General features: G+C 46.4%; 19 protein-coding genes. 15 read left to right on the forward strand and 4 right to left on the reverse strand.

Features of this window, described 5'->3' with window-relative positions:
- Positions 1-219: 219 nt before the first annotated feature.
- The 6 genes from thyA (at position 220) to HNQ56_RS06705 (ending at position 6,087) form a co-directional block, all read left to right on the forward strand.
- Positions 220-1,065, forward strand: a complete 846-nt coding sequence (gene thyA, locus HNQ56_RS06680; RefSeq protein ID WP_429143973.1) for a thymidylate synthase — start codon at positions 220-222, stop codon at positions 1,063-1,065.
- A gap of 32 nt (positions 1,066-1,097) precedes the next feature.
- Positions 1,098-1,604 carry a dihydrofolate reductase gene (locus HNQ56_RS06685; protein ID WP_429143974.1) on the forward strand — a complete coding sequence of 169 codons (507 nt, stop codon included), beginning with the start codon at positions 1,098-1,100 and terminating at the stop codon, positions 1,602-1,604.
- A gap of 162 nt (positions 1,605-1,766) precedes the next feature.
- Positions 1,767-2,837, forward strand: coding sequence for a branched-chain amino acid aminotransferase (locus tag HNQ56_RS06690; RefSeq protein ID WP_429143975.1), 1,071 nt, complete (start codon positions 1,767-1,769; stop codon positions 2,835-2,837).
- Positions 2,838-2,908: 71 nt separating this feature from the next.
- Complete coding sequence (locus HNQ56_RS06695; protein WP_429143976.1) at positions 2,909-3,406, forward strand: DUF6106 family protein; 498 nt, start codon at positions 2,909-2,911, stop codon at positions 3,404-3,406.
- Between the two features lie 237 nt (positions 3,407-3,643).
- Entirely contained in the window at positions 3,644-5,101 is a 1,458-nt protein-coding gene (guaB, locus tag HNQ56_RS06700) for an IMP dehydrogenase (protein ID WP_429143978.1), read from the forward strand.
- A 239-nt stretch (positions 5,102-5,340) separates the two neighbouring features.
- Positions 5,341-6,087: a peptidoglycan recognition protein family protein gene (locus tag HNQ56_RS06705; protein WP_429143980.1), complete on the forward strand. Its 747-nt coding sequence runs from the start codon at positions 5,341-5,343 to the stop codon at positions 6,085-6,087.
- Positions 6,088-6,150: 63 nt separating this feature from the next.
- Here HNQ56_RS06705 and HNQ56_RS06710 read toward each other — a convergent pair whose 3' ends face one another.
- On the reverse strand, positions 6,151-6,630 hold the full coding sequence (locus HNQ56_RS06710; protein WP_429143982.1) for a deoxycytidylate deaminase: 480 nt from the start codon (positions 6,628-6,630) through the stop codon (positions 6,151-6,153).
- Positions 6,631-7,055: 425 nt separating this feature from the next.
- On the opposite strand from HNQ56_RS06710, the gene HNQ56_RS06715 reads away from it, so the two are divergent.
- Positions 7,056-8,057, forward strand: a complete 1,002-nt coding sequence (locus HNQ56_RS06715; protein ID WP_429143984.1) for an RpnC/YadD family protein — start codon at positions 7,056-7,058, stop codon at positions 8,055-8,057.
- A 65-nt stretch (positions 8,058-8,122) separates the two neighbouring features.
- Here HNQ56_RS06715 and pyk read toward each other — a convergent pair whose 3' ends face one another.
- Both pyk and HNQ56_RS06725 read right to left on the reverse strand, forming a co-directional pair.
- A complete protein-coding gene (gene pyk / locus HNQ56_RS06720; protein ID WP_429143986.1) occupies positions 8,123-9,550 on the reverse strand; it encodes a pyruvate kinase in 1,428 nt (475 codons plus the stop codon).
- A gap of 111 nt (positions 9,551-9,661) precedes the next feature.
- Positions 9,662-10,333: a TIGR01906 family membrane protein gene (locus HNQ56_RS06725; protein ID WP_429143988.1), complete on the reverse strand. Its 672-nt coding sequence runs from the start codon at positions 10,331-10,333 to the stop codon at positions 9,662-9,664.
- 383 nt (positions 10,334-10,716) lie between these two features.
- Here HNQ56_RS06725 and purH point away from each other — a divergent pair, with 383 nt between their 5' ends.
- Complete coding sequence (gene purH / locus HNQ56_RS06730) at positions 10,717-12,270, forward strand: bifunctional phosphoribosylaminoimidazolecarboxamide formyltransferase/IMP cyclohydrolase (RefSeq protein WP_429143990.1); 1,554 nt, start codon at positions 10,717-10,719, stop codon at positions 12,268-12,270.
- Between the two features lie 167 nt (positions 12,271-12,437).
- Here the strand turns inward: purH and HNQ56_RS06735 are convergent, their stop codons facing one another.
- Entirely contained in the window at positions 12,438-12,638 is a 201-nt protein-coding gene (locus HNQ56_RS06735) for a cold-shock protein (RefSeq protein WP_429143992.1), read from the reverse strand.
- Between the two features lie 475 nt (positions 12,639-13,113).
- On the opposite strand from HNQ56_RS06735, the gene HNQ56_RS06740 reads away from it, so the two are divergent.
- The 7 genes from HNQ56_RS06740 to HNQ56_RS06770 all read left to right on the forward strand — a co-directional run bounded on the left by HNQ56_RS06740 (position 13,114) and on the right by HNQ56_RS06770 (position 20,481).
- A complete protein-coding gene (locus HNQ56_RS06740) occupies positions 13,114-16,083 on the forward strand; it encodes an insulinase family protein (protein ID WP_429143994.1) in 2,970 nt (989 codons plus the stop codon).
- Between the two features lie 3 nt (positions 16,084-16,086).
- Positions 16,087-16,365: a hypothetical protein gene (locus HNQ56_RS06745; protein ID WP_429143996.1), complete on the forward strand. Its 279-nt coding sequence runs from the start codon at positions 16,087-16,089 to the stop codon at positions 16,363-16,365.
- On the forward strand, positions 16,316-17,266 hold the full coding sequence (gene era, locus HNQ56_RS06750; protein ID WP_429143998.1) for a GTPase Era: 951 nt from the start codon (positions 16,316-16,318) through the stop codon (positions 17,264-17,266). Before HNQ56_RS06745 ends, era begins: the two co-directional genes overlap by 50 nt.
- Before the next feature lie 189 nt (positions 17,267-17,455).
- Positions 17,456-17,653, forward strand: coding sequence for a hypothetical protein (locus tag HNQ56_RS06755; RefSeq protein ID WP_429143999.1), 198 nt, complete (start codon positions 17,456-17,458; stop codon positions 17,651-17,653).
- Positions 17,616-18,362, forward strand: coding sequence for a DNA repair protein RecO (gene recO / locus HNQ56_RS06760; protein ID WP_429144458.1), 747 nt, complete (start codon positions 17,616-17,618; stop codon positions 18,360-18,362). Before HNQ56_RS06755 ends, recO begins: the two co-directional genes overlap by 38 nt.
- A 99-nt stretch (positions 18,363-18,461) precedes the next feature.
- Complete coding sequence (locus HNQ56_RS06765) at positions 18,462-19,061, forward strand: hypothetical protein (RefSeq protein ID WP_429144001.1); 600 nt, start codon at positions 18,462-18,464, stop codon at positions 19,059-19,061.
- Between the two features lie 31 nt (positions 19,062-19,092).
- Positions 19,093-20,481, forward strand: a complete 1,389-nt coding sequence (locus HNQ56_RS06770) for a glycine--tRNA ligase (RefSeq protein WP_429144003.1) — start codon at positions 19,093-19,095, stop codon at positions 20,479-20,481.
- Positions 20,482-20,600 lie beyond the last annotated feature (119 nt).

Consider the following 20,600-nt stretch of genomic DNA (forward strand, 5'->3'; position numbering starts at 1 on the left):
ACGTGAGCGAAGGCCGAAGGACTGAGCTCCTAATCTGCGGGCGTGGCATAATGAGGAAGAAGCAGATTAGTCCGTGTACCTTAGGGCATTGATCAAGATTGCTTGAATCAATGTCTTAAAGCACATGGATAAGTGCAACGTGAGCGAAGGCCGAAGGACTGAGCTCCTAATCTGCGGGCGTGGCATGATATATTGAGTAAGCATTTGGAGGGATGGAATATGAGTTTAGCGGATCATATTTATATTAATATGTGCAAGGATATACTGGAGAACGGGGTAAGCACCGAGGGAGAGAAGGTAAGACCCAAGTGGGAGGACGGCTCCTATGCATACACCATAAAGAAATTTGGTGTGGTAAACCGATACGATCTATCCAAGGAATTCCCGGCACTTACCTTGCGTAAGACGGCAATTAAGACCTGCATTGATGAGCTGCTGTGGATATGGCAGAAGAAATCCAACAATGTCCATGACTTAAACAGTCATATCTGGGATGCCTGGGCAGATGAGAACGGCTCCATCGGAAAGGCCTACGGATATCAGCTGGGGGTAAAGCACCGGTACAAAGAGGGGGAGATGGATCAGGTTGACCGTGTTATCTTTGATCTGAAGAATAATCCCTACAGCAGGAGAATTATGACCAATCTGTATGTTCACCAGGATCTTCATGAGATGCGGCTCTATCCCTGTGCATACAGCATGACCTTTAATGTTACCAAAAAGCCGGACAGGGACAGGCTCATCCTTAATGCTGTTTTAAATCAGCGATCTAACGATATTCTTGCCGCCAACAGCATGAATGTGTGCCAGTATGCCGTACTGGTTCATATGCTGGCACAGGTGTGCGGCTATGAGGCCGGAGAGCTGGTGCATGTCATTGCGGACGCGCATATCTATGACAGGCATATTCCCATCATAAAGGAGCTGATTCAGCGTCCGACCTATGATGCCCCTGAATTTTGGATGAATCCGGAGGTTAAGGATTTCTATCAGTTCAGGGTGGAGGATTTTGAGCTGAGGAATTATCAATTCGGGCCTAAGGTGGAGATTCCTGTGGCGGTATAAGGCTTTGCATCAGAAGAAAGGCGGGTATACGAATGAACGTTATTGCTGCAGTGGATAAAAACTGGGCCATAGGACACCGGAACCAGCTGCTGGTCAGTATTCCGGCGGATATGCGGTTCTTCCGCGATGAGACCATGGGCAAGGTGGTAATTATGGGCAGAAACACATTGGAGAGCTTTCCGGGAGGACAGCCTTTGAAAAACCGGAGGAATATTGTGATTTCCCGGAAAAAGGATTATAGGGTGAAGGATGCCGATGTGGTGAACAGTATCGAGGAGGCTTTGGAGCTGGTAAAGGACTGCCCCAGGGAGAATATCTATGTCATCGGGGGAGCCAGTATCTACCGGCAGATGCTCCAATACTGCGAAACAGCCCATATTACAAAGATAGATTATGGGTACCACGCGGATACCTATTTTCCGAACCTGGACCAGATGGAGGATTGGGTGCTGGCGGAGGAAACAGAGGAGCAGACCTATTATGATCTGACCTACACCTTTTGCCGTTATGAACGCAAACCTTCAATTGCAGTAAAATAATACTTGAAAAATTTTCAAAGTAATACTACTATAAAAGATATAAATTAATCCGCGGCAGTGATAAGTGCGGAAAATAGGGAGTGTCAGCATGAATGCCAATATATGAGGGACTGGCTGTAGGTCTGCGGTGTTGTACACCCTATGACAGGAAGGATGATAAGGATGCTGAATATTAGAATTGAGATGACGAAGGATCCCAAGGTATTGCCGGGAGCAGATAATCCGCTGAAATTTGGAACTATCTTTACGGATCATATGTTTATCATGAACTATGAGACAGGGAAAGGATGGTATGACCCTCGGGTAATACCTTATCAGCCGCTTAATCTCGAACCCTCTGCCATGGTATTTCACTATGGGCAGGAAATGTTTGAAGGATTAAAGGCGTATAAGGCCGATGATGGGAGGATCTTGCTTTTCCGCCCTGAGAAAAACGTTGAGAGGGCCAATAACACGAACCGCAGAATCTGCATTCCGGAGATTCCCGAGGAGGATTTCCTGCAGGCTATTAAAACAGTAGTTAAGGTGGATGAGGCCTGGATTCCCACAAAGGAAGGAACCTCCCTTTATGTCAGACCGTTTATCATTGCAACAGAACCGCATCTGGGCGTAAAGCCCTCCGATCGGTATCTTTTTATTATCATTCTCTCCCCTGTGGGTGCATATTATCCTGAGGGGCTGAATCCTGTAAAGATATGGATTGAAGACGAATATGTCAGAGCTGTGAAGGGCGGAATCGGAGAAGCCAAGACAGGTGCCAATTATGTGGCTTCTATGAAGGCTCAGGTGAAGGCCCACGAGGAAGGATATTCCCAGGTGCTGTGGCTGGACGGAGTTCAGCGCAGGTATATTGAAGAGGTAGGGGCTATGAATATCTTCTTCAAGATCAACGGAGAGGTGATCACGCCTGAATTAAACGGGAGCATTCTGCCTGGCGTGACCAGGAACTCCGTGCTTGTCCTGTGCAGAGAATGGGGCTTCCCTGTTACGGAACGCAAAATTTCCATTGATGAAATCTATGATGCATATCAGAACAATACTCTGGAAGAGGTATGGGGAACCGGAACGGCTGCGGTAATTTCACCGGTAGGGCAGCTTCGCTGGGGAGATAATATTATGATGGTGAAGGACGGAAGCATTGGACCCGTCAGCCAGAGACTGTATGATACCATCACCGGAATTCAGCTGGGAAGAATAAAGGATGAATATGGCTGGACCGTGGAAGTAGATTGAAAAATTAAGATTTTTCAATCAGTAAGCTTGTGCGCTGCCCAAATTCTAAGGCAGCAGAATGGAGGATTGAGATGAATCAGTTATACGCGGAAGCGGGAGTGAAGAGAAAAAATACCGGTAAGTCCATGGGACTTCGTGCTCTTCTGGTTCTGGGAATTATCATAGGAGTGCTGCTCCTGCTGTTGGGAGGATTTTTCGGAATAGGCGGAATGGTGCTTATTGTTGTCATGATCTTTCTGTTTCCAAAGCTGAATGTGGAATATGAGTATGTGTTTGTCGACGGACAGCTGGATTTTGACCGTATTACCGGAGGGGCGAGACGTAAGACTCTGCTCCGGGTTGATATGGAGCAGATGGAGATAGTTGCTCCCCAAGGCTCCCATTCACTGGACAGCTACAATCAGATGCAGCTGACCAATAAGGATTTTACTTCCGGTGATAAATCAATAAAGCCGTATATTATTATTGCCAGTGTTGAGGATAAGAAATACCGCATTGCTTTCGAGCCCAGCGAGAAAATGCTTGCCATGATGAAGCAGAAGAGCCCCAGGAAGGTAGCACAGTACTAAGAATAAGGAACACGGGAACGCATTTAAAGAGGCTGACCGTGTTCTTTTGTTACCCCCGGATGTTACAGTTTGTAACAATTGGGACAATAGCAGGGAGGAGCAATGGGACATATTTTTGTGGTTGACATTGCAGGTATTATTCGTTATACTTTTAAAAATCCAAGGAAAGGTGCCTGACACCAAATGACAGGTACCAAATAACAACATTAACTTACAGAGAGCGAGGAGATTAAAAAAATGGGTCAGATTATCGGTGAAGGAATTACATTTGATGACGTGCTGCTGGTACCTGCTTTTTCCGAGGTGCTGCCAAATCAGGTTAACCTGGCAACAAACCTGACGAGTACAATTAAGCTGAATATCCCCTTAATGAGCGCCGGTATGGATACGGTTACGGAGAACCGCATGGCGATTGCAATGGCCAGGCAGGGAGGTATCGGTGTCATACATAAGAACATGTCCATTGAGGAGCAGGCGGATGAGGTGGACAAGGTAAAGCGTTCGGAAAATGGTGTAATCACTGATCCATTCTATTTATCCCCGGAGCATACGCTTCAGGATGCCAATGATTTGATGGCGAAGTACCGGATCTCGGGAGTACCCATTACCGTCAACGGCAAGAAGCTGGTAGGCATCATCACGAACCGTGATCTGAAGTTTGAGACGGATTTCTCCAAGAAAATCAAAGAATCCATGACCTCAGAGGGACTGGTTACGGCAAGAGAGGGAATTACCCTGGAGGAAGCAAAGAAGATACTGGGTAAGGCCAGGAAGGAAAAGCTTCCGATTGTTGATGATGAGGGTAATTTAAAAGGACTTATTACAATCAAGGACATTGAAAAGCAGATAAAGTATCCGCTGTCAGCCAAGGATGCTCAGGGACGGCTTCTGTGTGCGGCTGCAGTTGGAATTACCAATAATATTCTGGAGCGTGTGGATGCACTGGTGAAGGCGAAGGTAGATGCCATTGTGATTGATACGGCTCACGGGCATTCCGGAAATGTTCTCAAGGTGGTGAGAATGGTGCGTGATGCTTATCCGTCCATTCAGATCATCGCCGGCAATGTGGCAACGGGGCAGGCAACCCTGGATCTGATTAAGGCAGGGGTTGACGCGGTTAAGGTGGGAATCGGACCCGGTTCCATCTGTACAACCAGAGTTGTGGCAGGCATCGGTGTGCCCCAGATTACGGCAATTATGGATGCTTATGAAGCTGCCAGGGCTTATGAGATACCGATCATTGCCGACGGCGGTATCAAGTATTCCGGGGATATTACCAAGGCTTTGGCAGCAGGCGCCAATCTATGTATGATGGGCAGTATTTTTGCAGGCTGTGATGAGAGTCCCGGAACCTTTGAATTATATCAGGGCAGAAAATATAAGGTGTATCGTGGAATGGGTTCCATCGCCGCCATGGAGAAGGGAAGTAAGGACCGATACTTCCAGACCGACGCCAAAAAGCTGGTGCCGGAAGGTGTGGAGGGCCGTGTTGCATATAAGGGTACGGTGGAGGACACCGTGTTCCAGCTCATCGGAGGTCTGCGTTCCGGTATGGGTTATTGTGGAGCGGGGGATATTAAGACACTCCAAAATACCGGTAAATTTGTTAAGATTTCAGCAGCTTCCCTGAAGGAAAGTCATCCTCATGACATTCACATCACTAAGGAAGCGCCCAACTATAGTGTTGAGGAATAGTCAATTATAAAGCGGAGATACAGCGGATGGAAATTGTGAAGCAACGACGGGCGGTTTGCCGCTTGTCGTTGTTTTTCATCGTATAGAAAGTTCGTCCTATACGGTATCTTTTTATTCTTTCTTTTATATGAATTTGGTTGAATTGTTGAATTGGGGAAGAAGCTGAAGATATTTCCGGGGCTGAAACGTTTATAAATAGCAAAAGGGTGTTAGGGCAGAGAAGGGAATTGGGTGATACGATGGGAAGAATACTTACCAGAGAAGAGTGGAGGAAGAGAAGGCGCAGAAAGCGGATAGCCTTGATAGCGCTGGTTTTGACTTTATTCTTTCTTATTATTGTATTTGGAGTAATGTTAATAATAGAGGCAGTAAGGAATCGGGAGAATGTGGAAGGGATGTTTGGAGGGCAGCAGAATAGCTTTCAGGGAACCGGCAAGGAAGGCGAAGAAGCGTTGGAGCAGACTCTGTCCAATGGTGTAGAGATTCAGGAGGACTATCTCACACCGAATGAGTATTCCAGGCCGCAGACCCCGCTGAAGGAGATTAATGCCGTTGTCATTCATTATACGGCGAATCCGGGAACTACGGCAGCCAATAACCGGAATTATTTTGAGGGGCTAGCCAGCAGAAGGACAACCTCTGCCAGCAGTCATTATATTATTGGATTGAAGGGCGAGGTGATTCAATGCATACCGCTGAATGAAATTGCCTTTGCGTCCAATGACCGGAATGCGGATACGGTGTCCGTCGAGTGCTGTCATGAGGATGAGACAGGAAAATTCAACGAGGCAACATACCAGTCCATGGTGTCCCTGACGGCAGCGCTCTGTGTGGAATTTGATCTGAAGGAAGAAGATATCATAAGGCATTACGATGTCACAGGAAAGCTCTGTCCCCTTTATTTTGTTGAAAATGAAGAGGCCTGGCTGCAATTTCGCAAAGAGGTTATGGACGAAGCGGATAAAATCAAAGAGGAGAGAAAATAAAAGAGATTTCCGGAAAAAAACTGTGCCGCAGGTCGGAACGGCCCGGGCACAGGGAGGAAATCTCTACAAAGAAACAATAATATCTTTTCCAATGGGCGCATACTGGCGGTAGGATACCCCGGCTGCGTCCATCATGCGCTTGGAGGCAATTACGGAGTCGGTTGCGGCATATTTATCGCTTCGGTAGATGATTTCGATAATGCCTTTCTGAATAATAGCCTTGGTACATTCGTTGCAGGGGAAGAGGGTTGTATATATCTTTGCCCCCTTCATATGGGTTCCGGTATAGTTAAGAATTGCGTTTAATTCAGCATGGCAGACATAGAAGTATTTGGTGTCAAGGTTCGAGCCTTCCCGCTCCCAGGGAAAATCATCATCGGAGCAGCCAATGGGCATTCCGTTGTATCCCACGGAGAGAATCTTATTATCCTCACTGACAATACAGGCCCCTACGCTGGTGCTGGGGTCCTTGCTGCGTTCTGAGGAGAGAAGCGCAATGCCCATAAAATACTCGTCCCATTTTAAATAATCCTGCTTTTTCATCGGTGGCTTCCTTTCTGAAATAAAATAATGTTTCATCTATTTTATCACAGGTTTTCCATGCGGTGCAACTGTTAAACGATAATAACCAAAACAATAACAACCGGGGGATCAGGCATCGACTTTATTGAAAGAGGTTATATGCAATTTGTCTAAAATAATATATAAATTTCTACATAGGTACGGATAAGAAAGTATGGATTTTGTATGTAAGGGCTGTTATAGTTAAAAGGTATCGGTTTTTTGAGATACATTCAATTATTCTGATATTTCGGCAATTCTGCCACGGATTTCCCATCAAAGATTTTGTGATAAGAAAAAGTGATTTGACAATGAAAAAGAGGCGATGATTGACGAAGTGAGAGGGAAGAGATATAATTAATTTACCCAATCCTCATAGATGCGGCCATCGCCTATGAGGAGCGATTATGAAAAGTAAGAGACAAAAGTTAAAGCCGGATTCCGTTATGAAGGATTATTGGAGTGATAACAGCAGGTTTGCCGACCTGTTTAACCAGGTGTTTTTCGATGGGAACCATATTATAGAGCCCCGGAAACTGGCGGATAAGGATACTGATGAGTCTATGATACTGCCGGGGGACGGACAGCTTGCTGCTCTTTCCAGAAGCAGGGATATCATAAAGCTGTATGAAAATGAGGCGGAATTTGTTCTCATTGGATTGGAAAATCAGCAAAAAATCCATTATGCCATGCCGGTTCGCAACATGCTGTACGATGCATTAAGATATGCCAGGCAATGCAAAATATTGGAACAGGAGCATCGCAGGATGAAGGATTTACATGACGCCGATGAATTTTTGTCTGGTATGGCGGGGAACGATTGTATTAAGGTGGTTATTACCCTTGTGTTTTACTATGGTGAGAAGCCGTGGGACGGCCCCACTCGTTTAAGTGATATGATGGAGATACCGGCTGCGTTTCAGCCGTATTTCAATAACTATGCGATCCATTTGTTGCAGGTAAGGGATGCGGGGAAATATAGCTTTGATCATAGGGATAACCGGGATTTATTTACCATGCTGGAAGAGTTTTATAGTCACGGTTTCATTGACATGGAGGAATTCGGGAAGAAATATTCTGATAAGACCGTGTATTGGGAGACAATGGCGGCTATCGGTGCAATCACCGGAATAAGGGAGCTTGTAGACTATGCTGAGGAGAATAGGAAAGGAGGTTCGCTTCATATGTGTACAGCCTTAAGAAATCTTATAGAAGAAGGAAAGATGGAAGGATTACAGGAGGGATTACAGGAAGGAAAACGGGAAGGGAAGAAGGAAGGAAAAATTCTTGGGGTGATTAATGCTTATCAGGAATTTGGACTGGAAGATTTGGAGATATTAGAGAAGCTGCGGAAGAAATTCAACCTGAGTACGGAGGAAGCACAGGACTATCTTAATGTAAAAGAATAATTTTGAACTGACCCCCAAAAGTTGGACTTAAAACTCTAACGATTGGAGGTCAGTTTTTTGATTGATTAATATTGGCTTCCTGCGATCTGTACCTTAATCAGGTTAGTGGTACCGGAGGTCTCGAGAGGAACACCTGCGGTTAATACGGTCAGATCCCCATCCTCGAGATAGCCGGCACGCTCCACTGTCTGGATGGCATGATTGATCAATTCGAAGGTATCATGCTCCACGGCCATCAGCAAGGGAGTAACGCCCCAGGACATATTCATCTGCCGGCATACCACGGGATTCATCGTGCAGCCTAGAATCTGGCATGCCGGGCGGTACCGGGAGATCATCCGGGCTGTCTGGCCGGAGGTGGTTACGGTAATGATCATTTTAGCATTCAGATCATGGGCCGTGGTTACGGTAGCGCGGGAGATGGCATCCGTGATGCTTGGATTGTCGCAGGGCTCCAGCATGCGGAAGCGTTTCTTGTAGTCAATATCCGCTTCGGCGCGTATGGCGATCTTAACCATGGTTTTCAGGGACTCAACGGGATATGCTCCTGCGGCAGTCTCACCGGAAAGCATGATAGCGCTGGTTCCGTCATAGATGGCATTGGCTACATCCGTCGTCTCGGCGCGGGTAGGCCTGGGATTCTTCATCATGGAATCCAGCATCTGCGTGGCGGTAATTACCTGCTTGCCGGCATTGTATACTTTCTTGATAATCATCTTCTGAAGGATCGGCACCTCCTCATAGGGAATTTCCACACCCATGTCACCCCGTGCGATCATAATACCGTCGGAAGCTTCAATAATCTCGTCAATATGCTCCACACCCTGGAAATTCTCGATTTTAGCAATGATCTTGGTCAGAGAATTGTGCTTATTCAGCATCTTGCGGATTTCTTTCACATCGTCGGCGGTGCGGACGAAGGAAGCGGCAATAAAGTCAAAATTATTTTTAATGGCAAAGAGGATGTCCTCCCGGTCCCTGTCGCTGATGAAAGGCATGGATAAATGAACGCCGGGCACATTGACCCCCTTCTTACTGGAGACCATTCCGCTGTTCCTTACCTTGCAGACGATATCCGTTGCAGTTACATCCTTTACGGTCATCTCCACCAGGCCGTCATCCACCAGGATGGTGGAGCCGATTTCAATATCATAGATGAGATTAGGATAGGAGATGGATACGATGGCTTCATCTCCCTCCACCTGCCGGGCGGTGAGGGTAAAGGTCTGCCCTTCTTTTAACTGGATTTTCTGATCATCCTTGAAGGTGCCGAGACGGATTTCGGGGCCCTTGGTATCCATTAGGGCGGCAACCGGAACATTCATTTCCTTCCGGAGCTTTTCCAGCTTCTTCAGTCTTGCGAGATGTTCCTCGTGAGTGCCGTGGGAGAAATTGAACCGGGCGACGTCCATGCCGCAGTGAATCAATTCTCGTATTACATTATCATGGTCGGTGGACGGTCCCAGGGTACAGATGATTTTTGTTTTTCTCATACATTGCCTCCATACTGCCGGTTTACGGCATTGTCGTTGTGAACATAAGACAAGCGGTTTTGGCTTGTCGTTGTTTGAACATAAGACAAGCGGTTTTAACTTGTCGTTGTTTTATAGCTTTAACCCTTTATTTCTGCGGTATTTAATACCGGAATGCTTTCTTTTCCAGAGAAATGCTCCCAGAAACAGCAGACTCATAAGTATTACCAGTGCAATGATCATCAGGGCACAGTGCAGAAAAAAAGTGTCCGGTAAGATAAGGATAACCGGATCGGTTGCAGGATCAAAGAGCCAGTAATCATTTTTAAAGAACAGCTTATGAAATACCACAAAAGCACGGTCAAAATCAATTGAGAGCAGCAGGGCCAGAAGGGAAGGCAGTGCAATAGCCATAATGGAAGAGGTAAGGAGATAACCGTACTCATTACGCCGTGTTTTGCGGATTATGACCAGAACTCCCAGAGCCAGGGCAGCCGCAGCCATCAGATAAAAAGCGGTGAAGATATTCTTAACCTCTTCAAAATGGACCAGGCCGTGCTCGGATGCGGGCAATGTGGGAAAATGAAGCTCCCCTTGATAGAAGGGAGAAGAATAATCGATCAGTGCATCATAATTCTCTTTGATCTCGTCCCTGCTTATTCCGGAGGTTTCCTCTATATGAAGAAGAGAAATGTCCAGATAATACAAGGGCCGGAAGTTGATTGTAACCACAACTGCCATGCTGATAAATAATAGGGTGAATAGAACTCCGATCAGCAGATCGGTGATTTTAAACCGTTTCATACTGGCCTCCATGGTGATGTATATCAGTACATTTTGTCCCAAACGAATTATAGTATAATTTAATTGGGAATGCAACTTAAAAACTAAAGTTCTCTCTCCGGGACACCCCACATCGTTAAAGTTCACAGGGCAGTAAGTTAAGCGGTAGAAGTCACTTTTGCGCAGACCGGCTGAGTGCATCTTGTGAAGCGGAGCGTTTTGAACGCACGAAGGAAAGGCAAGTAAAAGTGACTTCTACCGCTTAACTTACTGCCCTGTGAACTTTAACCCTGCATCTATTATTAGTAATTTCAATAAGATACATTAGTATTTATGAATTGTATTCGTGATTATCATGGTGTAAGATTGGCTTGTAGGATGAAATAAGGAAAAGGAGAGAGAATATGAGAGCGTTGATCAGTGTATCGGACAAGACAGGAATTGTTGAGCTTGCGAAGGAATTTGCGGATATGGGGATTGAAATCATTTCTACCGGAGGAACCTACGGGAAATTGAAGGAGGCGGGGATCCCGGCGGTTGAGATTTCCGAGATTACGGGATTTCCGGAATGCCTGGACGGCCGTGTTAAGACCCTTCATCCGGCGGTGCATGCGGGGCTGCTGGCCATGAGAAGCAATCCTTCCCATATGCAGCAATTGACTGATTTGAATATAGAGACAATTGATATCGTTGTGGTGAATCTTTATCCTTTTAAGGCCACGATTCTGAAGGATGGGGTAACCAGGGCGGAAGCCGTGGAGAATATTGATATCGGGGGGCCTACGATGCTCCGGTCAGCCGCTAAGAACTACCAGGATGTGGCGGTGGTAGTAGATCCCAGGGATTATGAAAAGGTTCTGGGTGAGTTGAGGGAAAAGGCTGAGGTCTCTTTGGATACCAAGTTCTATCTGATGCAGAAGGTATTTATGCATACCTCCTCCTATGATACCATGATCGCAGATTATCTGAAGAAGCAGAGAATGGATACCTCCTTTCCGGAGACGCTGACCATGACCTTTGAGAAGGTGCAGGATATGAGGTATGGGGAGAACCCTCATCAGAGCGCTGCCTTCTACCGTGAGATCGGGAAGAGGAAGGGTTCTATCGCGGACGCGGTTCAGTTGAATGGCAAGGAGCTTTCCTTTAACAATATTAATGACACCAATGGGGCGCTGGAATTGCTGAAGGAATTTACCGAACCCACCGTCGTTGCCTGCAAGCATGGCAATCCCTGCGGCGTAGGAAGTGCCGGGGATATCTACGGTGCCTGGAGCAAGGCATATCAGGCGGACAAGACTTCCATCTTTGGCGGGATTGTGGTTCTGAACCGCGAGGTGACACTGGCAGTGGCACAGGAGATGAAGGACATCTTCCTGGAGGTAGTGGTTGCCCCTTCTTATGAGCAGGAAGCCTTGGAGCTTTTGACGATAAAAAAGAATATCCGTATTCTTCAGTTGGCGGACATCCAGGTTCCCCAGGAGGAGAATGCCTATGACATGAAAAAGGTCAACGGCGGACTGATTGTACAGACCATTGACAGTAAGATATATGAGGAAGAGAAGCTTCAGGTGGTAACCGACCGGGCTCCTTCCGAGAAGGAAATGGAGGATTTGAAGTTCGCCTGGAGAGTGGTTAAGTTTGTAAAGTCCAATGGAATTGCGCTGGCGAAGGATAAGCAGTCCATCGGCATCGGTCCGGGACAGGTGAATCGTATCTGGGCCACGAAGCAGTCCATTGAACATGCCGGAGAATTAATTGGTGAGGGGATTACCAAAGGCGCTGTGCTTGCTTCGGATGCCTTCTTTCCCTTTGATGACTGTGTGGAAGCGGCGCACCAGGCAGGAATTACCGCCATCATCCAGCCAGGCGGAGCCGGCAGGGACCAGGACTCCATCAATAAATGCAATGAATATGGAATTGCAATGGTCTTTACTGGGATGAGGCATTTTAAACACTAATCAAATTACAGATCATCCCGCGGCACAACCGGCCGATCTGAGATTTGATAAACTGAAAATATGGGCAAGGCCGTTGAACACGGTCTTGCCCATAAGTAATCTTTGCCCATCCTATTATAACTTTTAAAATATGTATCCATATATATAAAAATTACTTTGGTCGCCGATTATAATCTGGTTACGTTTGCTGCCTGGGGTCCTTTTTCACCCTGGACTACCTCAAAATTAACCTTCTCGCCCTCTTCGAGAACCTTGAAGCCGTCCATCTGAAGTGCTGAGAAATGAACAAATACATCGTTACCCTCATCGTCGGAAATAAATCCAAATCCCTTTTTTGCATTAAACCACTTAACTGTCCCTGTCTTCATAAATGCCTCCTAAAACATGATTGATTTCTCCTTGCTATAAATTAGTAAGGATAGCATAAATTTAGCATAAAATAAAAAAAATGTCAAATGAGTTTTGTTGAATTCTGTAATAAATATAAAACTTTTTAGTATCTTTTTCGGCATATTTCATTAAGATATGAAAAAACAGGATGTTATTCGGATATATAGTGATTAACTGCATTTTCTCGACATAACAAATATTCTATAAGAAGGAAATGAAATGAGAATGATATATTTAAGACACCAAGGGAACAATATACTCAAAGGACCCAAAGGAATAATATATTTTGAAGAAATGACCCCGGTTGGAAATGACAAATCTAGATTTTCATGGTATAATGTCGGCAGACATTATACCGCGCGCCGGAGCGAAGCGTAGTGCGCATCCTGGCACTGCGTGCCGGCCAACGGGAAATGAATTCAGGAAGAGAAAACAGACTATGGAGGTTAACCTATGAAATTTAAGATTCCTGCCTCATATGATTTTATATTAGAGGAAAAACTGGAGGATATGAACGGCGTCGGAACCCTGCTGCTGCACAAGAAAACCGGAGCGCGGGTGGCCATCGTTGCAAATGATGATAGTAATAAAGTATTTTCCATTGGCTTTCGGACTCCGCCGGCCAATAGCACCGGGGTGGCTCATATCATTGAGCATTCGGTATTATGCGGTTCCAGGCGTTTTCCTGCGAAGGACCCTTTTGTGGAACTGGCGAAGGGTTCGCTGAATACCTTTTTGAACGCAATGACCTATCCGGATAAAACCGTATATCCGGTTGCAAGCATGAACGATCAGGATTTTAAGAATCTAATGCATGTATATATGGATGCGGTATTATATCCGAATATTTATCAGAAAAAGGAGATCTTCTATCAGGAGGGCTGGCATTACGACCTGGAAACGGAGGATGCACCGCTGAAGTACAACGGGGTTGTGTATAATGAGATGAAGGGAGCCTTTTCTTCGCCGGAGTCGATGCTGTACCGTATGATACAGAACTCCCTCTTCCCGGATACCCCCTACGGTGTAGAATCCGGCGGTGATCCGGATTATATTCCGGATTTGTCCTATGAAGAATTTCTGGAATTTCACAGAACCTATTATCACCCTTCCAACAGCTATATTTATTTGTATGGGGATATGGACTTTGCAGAGCGCCTGAACTGGCTGGACAAAGAATATTTGAATCAGTATGAGCATCTGGATGTGGCATCCAGGGTTGAACTGCAGAAGCCCTTCGCTTCCTGCCGCCAGGTGGAAGCCTTCTATCCTCTCAGTGAAGGGGAAGAGGCAAAGGACAGTACCTATGTCAGCTGGAATGCTGTAATCGGCAATTCTCTGGATAAGGAGCTGGGGCTGACCTTCCAGGTACTGGACTATGTATTGCTGCAGGCGCCGGGAGCGCCGGTGAAGCAGGCTCTGCTGGATGCCGGTATCGGAAAGGACATTCTAGGCGGCTATGAGGATGAGATTTTACAGCCTTCCTTTAGCGTCATTGCCAAGAATTCCGAGGAAGACAGGAAGGACCAGCTCATTGCCATCATCCGCGATGTTCTGGCAAAGGCAGTAGCGGAAGGGCTGGAGGAGAAATCCCTGCGTGCTGCAATTAACTACTATGAATTCAAGTACAGGGAGGCGGATTTCGGACAGTTCCCCAAGGGGCTGTTATATGGGCTCAGGGCTATGAGCAGCTGGCTGCATGATGATCAGAAGCCTTTCCTCCACCTGAAGGATTCTTACGGCTATGCCTTCTTGAAGGAGAAGATTGGAACAGGCTACTATGAAAAGATAATCAAGGAATATCTGTTAGAGAACACCCATACCTCCGTAGTGATTTTAAAGCCGAAGTCCGGCCTGAATGCGGAGAAGGAGGAGGAGCTTAAGAAACGGCTGGCCCAGTATAAGGCAACCCTGTCAAGGGAGGAGTTGCAGCGTCTGGTGCGTGAGACAAAGGAACTGGCCGAGTTCCAGGAACGCCCCTCCACCAAAGAGGAGCTGGAAGCAATCCCGCTGCTTTCCAGAGCGGACATCAGCAGGGAGATTGAGCCGTTATTTAATGAGGAACGTACGGTGGGCCAGGTGAAGGTGATTCATCATAATGTGCATACCAATAAGATTGCGTATCTTAGGCTGCTGTTCAACGTGAAGGAGGTTCCAAAGGAGCTGCTTCCCTATGCGTCCCTGCTATCCTATGTATTGGGCTATGTGGATACGGAGAATTATAGTTATCTCAATCTTTCCAATGAAATCAATATCCATACCGGAGGAATCGCATCGAATGTGGTGAGCTTTTCTGTGAAAGGAGGAGCTGCAGGCAATACCGCCAATATTTACAGCGGAATGGAGTATGTTCCGGTCTTTGATATCTCCGTAAAGGTGTTATACGATAAGCTGGCGGAAGCCTTCCGTCTGGTGGGCGAGATGCTGCACCGGAGCAATCTGGAGGATAAGAAACGTTTGAAAGAAATCATCGGTGAGATGAAGTCCAAGCTGCAGATGCATTTTAATTCTGCCGGGCATTCCGTGGCGGTGAACCGGGCCATGAGCTATTATTCCGTTCATGGTTTATTTAAGGAAGTGACGACGGGAATTACCTTCTACCAGTTCATTGAAGAGCTGGCGGAGAATTATCAGGAACGTGCGGATGAGATCGTGAAGCATTTGAAGGAATTAATCAAAATGATCTTTACCCGTGAGAATTTATTTGTGAGTATTACCGCGGATGAGGAAGGCTATGAGAGATTCGACGACAAGCTGGAGACTTTCTGTAAGACGCTGCCGGAGCAGGCAGACCACTCCATGTTTGAAGCCTATGATACCTCCAGCCTCCAGCCGGTATGTCTGAATGAGGGCCTTAAGACAGCGATGCAGGTGCAGTATGTGGCCAGGGCGGGTAATTTTATTAAGGCCGGATATGAATATCACGGAGCGCTGAGAGTGTTAAAGACGATTTTAAGCTATGATTACCTCTGGAATAATATCCGTGTCAAGGGCGGGGCCTATGGGTGCATGTGCGGTTTCTCCGGTGTGGACGGCGACGCATATTTTACCTCCTACCGGGACCCGAATCTGAGGGAAACCAACAATATTTATGAAAAGGCAGCAGAATATATCAGCAACTTTACTGCGGATGAACGGGATATTACCAAATATATCATCGGTACCTTCAGTACTCTGGATACTCCGCTGACCCCGCAGACGAAGGGAAGGCGTTCCCTGAGCATGTATCTTGGGAATATTACGGAGGAAGAACTCCGCCGGGAGCGTAACGAGGTGCTGAATGTAACCCTGGAGGATATCCGGGCCTGCCACAAATATATCACAGCAATGCTGGAAGCAGGAAATATCTGTGTTATCGGCAATGAAAACAAGATTAATGAGAATCAGGATATGTTCCGGGAAGTGAAGAATTTAATGAAATAAGAAATGGAAATGGATAACAGTTCAGACTGTGGCAGGGAGGAGGGCAGGGTGCTCCCTCACACACAGGATGGAAGAGATATGACTGGATTTGCATGTCACTGCCGTACAATTATGTTCGTCTGTGCCATACAAATCCAATCATATCTCTTCCATACAGTGCATTATGGGAGTACCCTGCCCTCCTCCCTGCCACAGTTTGAACTGTTCCTAAAAGAGAAAGGGATAGGAAAGAATGAAGGATACGAACCAACGGCAAACACCAAACCGCTCACATCAGTATAAATCAGGATTTGTCACTCTGATCGGGAGGCCCAATGTGGGAAAATCGACCCTGATGAACCGGCTGATCGGGCAGAAGATTGCCATAACCTCTGATAAGCCCCAGACCACCAGGAACCGGATACAGACGGTCTATACGGATGAGAGGGGGCAAGTGATCTTTCTCGATACGCCGGGAATTCACAAGGCCAAGAATAAGCTGGGACAATATATGGTAAATGTTGCTCAGCGGACCATGAATGAGGTTGATTTGATTCTGTGGCTGGTGGAGCCCTCTACCTTTATCGGAGCCGGAGAGCAGCATATTGCAGAGCAGTTGAGGAAGGTGAAGACTCCGGTAATTCTGGTAATTAATAAAATTGATACGGTGAAGAAGGAGGAGATTCTTGCCTTTATCGCCGCCTATAAGGATATCTGTGACTTCGCAGAGATTATTCCGGTTTCTGCATTAAAGGGGGAGAATACGCAGGTGCTGATGGAATCCATCTATCGGTATATGCCGGAGGGCCCCATGTATTATGATGAGGATACCGTAACAGACCAGCCGGAGCGCCAGATTGTGGCGGAGCTGATTCGGGAGAAGGCGCTGCGCCGGCTGGATGATGAGATACCCCATGGAATTGCCGTCTGCATTGACCGTATGAAGGAACGCTCCCAGGGAAGAGACGGGGAGGACGGTATGATGGATATCGAGGCCACTATCGTCTGCGAGCGTGATTCCCATAAGGGAATTGTCATTGGCAAGAAGGGAAGCATGCTGAAGCAGATCGGAACCGATGCCCGGAGAGAGATAGAAAATCTTCTGGATTGCAGGGTCAACCTGCAGCTCTGGGTGAAGGTGAAGAAGGATTGGCGTGACAGCGATTTCCTTATAAGAAATTATGGCTATAATAAAGACGAATAATCTATTGTCAAGTATAAAATTTACATTTTAGCTGGTATATTCTGACCAGTTTAATAGAGCATAAAATGGGAAACCTAATGATATAGGAGATGAGGAGATCGGGCACTGAATCTTCTTCTGCGCCGAACGGAGTGCGCATAATCGTCACAAGTGACAAGTGATTATATATCATGGTTAGGGGGCTCATTTATGAAGAATTATGATTATTGGAAGAACTTTATTAAAACAGGAAGGATTGACGATTACTTACATTATATCGCATGTACGAAAGAAGAAATAGCGGAGGAACCACATATGGATTTTGAAAAGGAAGGTGGATTGATTGCCGGGGTCCAACACGGTGACAGGAATGGTTCTGTCGACCATGCCGATTGGGGAATGCGATAAACGGCTGGTGATTTTGACTAAGGAAAACGGAAAAATATCAGCATTTGCCAAAGGCGCCAGAAGACCGAACAGCGCCTTATTGGCATGCAGTCAGCCTTTTGCCTTCGGTGAATTTGCTCTTTATGGGGGGAGAACCTCCTATAATCTGTTATCTGCGGAAATTTCTAATTATTTTGGGGAGCTGAGGACGGACTTCCCCGGACTTTGCCACGGGTTTTATTTCTGTGAATTTGCAGAGTACCTGACAAAGGAGAACAACGACGAGAAGGAGGTCCTGAAGCTGCTGTACCAGACGCTCCGGGCGCTCTCCAAAAAAACTATCGACACGGTCCTGATCCGCTCTATCTTCGAGCTAAAGATTATGGCAGTGAACGGTGAGGCTCCGCAGGTGTTCGGCTGTGTCAAATGCGATAAAAACTCATCTTCTGCGGAAACGGACGGGCAGTCTTATGGGGGACAGTATTATTTCAGCCCTAATTGCGGCGGGATTCTATGTGAAGATTGCAGAGGCTATGACAAGGGGGCGATCCGTATTAATACCTCAACCCTGTATGCTATGCAGTACATAGTATCGAAAGAGATAGAGAAGCTATATACCTTTCGGGTTACGGCGGAAGTACAAGAGGAACTCAGCCTTTGCATGAAACATTACCTGGGCCGTTACGTCGAACATGAATTCAAGTCCTTGGAGATGCTGAAAGGCTTGTGACAAAGTTCAGCCTGTTCTTGATTTTTAAATTTCTGTTGAAATTATTATACTTTAAGGTTAAAATTATATGAACCCAAAACTTGAAATGGAGGGAAGGTTATGAAAAAGTTGTTTCTTTGCACAATTGCCCTGTTGCTTATAGTGGGAGCAGCTGGCTGCAAGAAGGAAGAGGCATTCATTTCCATCGATAATATTACTGCAGATACCATACTGGCAAAGTCAAACGGTGTGCTCCAGGTGGCCACGGTGGAGGATTTTGAAAAGTCCTATTATGATTTGAATGAACTGAAGAGCTTCATTGAGAATAAGATAGATGGATATAATCAGAAAGCCGGCGCAGGGAAGATCACGGTGGATGCGGTGGAGATTCACAACGGGAATGCCATCATGCTGCTTACTTATTCCGGTATGGATCAGTATGCCGCTTTTAATGAGGCTTCTGCAGCATATTTTAATGGAGGAGTAACAGATGTGCCCTTGAATCTGCCAACCACTCTGGTTACTGCCAAGAACGGAACTCTTGCAAGCACCCAGGAGGTTCTCGGAGACAGTAAATTGAAGATACTGGTGATGAACGAGCCCTATGATATCATGGTGGATGGAACCGTCAGGTATTATTCCGAGAATGCCGCCTATGTGGACAGTCATACGGTACGGGGGGCCCAGGAGGGAATGACGGTTGTAGTATACAAGCCCTAAGGAAATAATTTAAAATGAGAGGATAAATAATATGGAAAAGACAATGGAAAAGATTGTGGCACTGGCTAAGGCAAGGGGCTTTGTATATCCGGGCTCCGAGATCTACGGCGGGCTTGCCAACACCTGGGATTACGGTAATCTGGGTGTGGAGCTGAAGAATAATGTGAAAAAGGCCTGGTGGGCCAAATTCATCCAGGAGAATCCCTATAATGTAGGTGTTGACTGCGCGATCCTTATGAACCCCCAGACATGGGTGGCCTCCGGACATCTGGGCGGTTTTTCCGATCCCCTGATGGATTGCAAGGAATGCCATGAGCGTTTCCGCGCGGATAAGCTGATTGAGGACTATCATACGGAGCATGGAATTACAGTGGAGGGTTCCGTAGATGCCTGGTCCCAGGAAGATATGAAGAAATATATCGATGAACATAGTATAAATTGTCCTACCTGCGGAAAGCATAATTTTACCGATATCCGCCAGTTCAACCTGATGTTTAAGACCTTCCAGGGGGTAACGGAGGACGCTAAGAATGTGGTATACTTAAGACCTGAGACCGCACAGGGCATCTTCGTTAATTTTAAAAATGTACAGAGAACCTCCCGGAAGAAGATCCCCTTCGGTATCGGGCAGATCGGCAAGTCCTTCCGGAATGAGATTACACCGGGTAACTTTACCTTCCGTACCAGAGAGTTCGAGCAGATGGAGCTGGAGTTCTTCTGCGAGCCTGACACGGATCTGGAATGGTTCAGTTACTGGAGGCAGTTCTGTATCGACTGGCTGAAGAGCCTCGGAATGAAGGACGAGGAAATGAGAGTCAGAGATCATGATGCTGCGGAGCTTTCCTTCTACAGCAAGGCGACTACAGATATTGAGTTCTTATTCCCCTTCGGCTGGGGTGAGCTCTGGGGTATCGCTGACCGTACGGATTACGATTTAACCCAGCATCAGAATGTATCCAAGGAGGATATGAGCTATTTTGATGATGAGAAGGGACGCAGATACATTCCCTATGTTGTGGAGCCGTCTCTTGGAGCAGACCGGGTAGTGCTTGCCTTCCTTTGTGCCGCATATGATGAAGAGGAGATTGCGGAGGGGGATGTGCGTACGGTGCTTCATTTCCATCCGGCTCTGGCTCCGGTGAAGATCGGTGTGCTTCCCCTGTCGAAGAAGCTGTCCGAGCCCGCTGAGAAGATTTATATGGAGCTTTGCAAGCTCTATAACTGTGAGTTTGATGACAGAGGCAATATCGGCAAGAGATACCGCAGACAGGATGAGATCGGAACTCCTTTCTGTATTACCTATGATTTTGAATCCGAGACGGACGGGGCAGTTACTGTCCGTGACAGGGATACAATGGAGCAGGAAAGAATCAAAATAGAGGATTTAAAAGAATATTTTGAGAATAAATTAAAATTTTAGAAAAAAACTCTTTCCTTAATCAGAGGTTCTGTGATATAATGTCGACGGACTGACGATAATGATGTCAAAAGCATTCTGATATTGTGCTTTTGGCATCATTGTCCGTGACAACGCTACAA

This window comes from Anaerotaenia torta (genome assembly GCF_050433395.1).
GTDB classification, from domain to species: domain Bacteria; phylum Bacillota; class Clostridia; order Lachnospirales; family Lachnospiraceae; genus Mobilitalea; species Mobilitalea torta.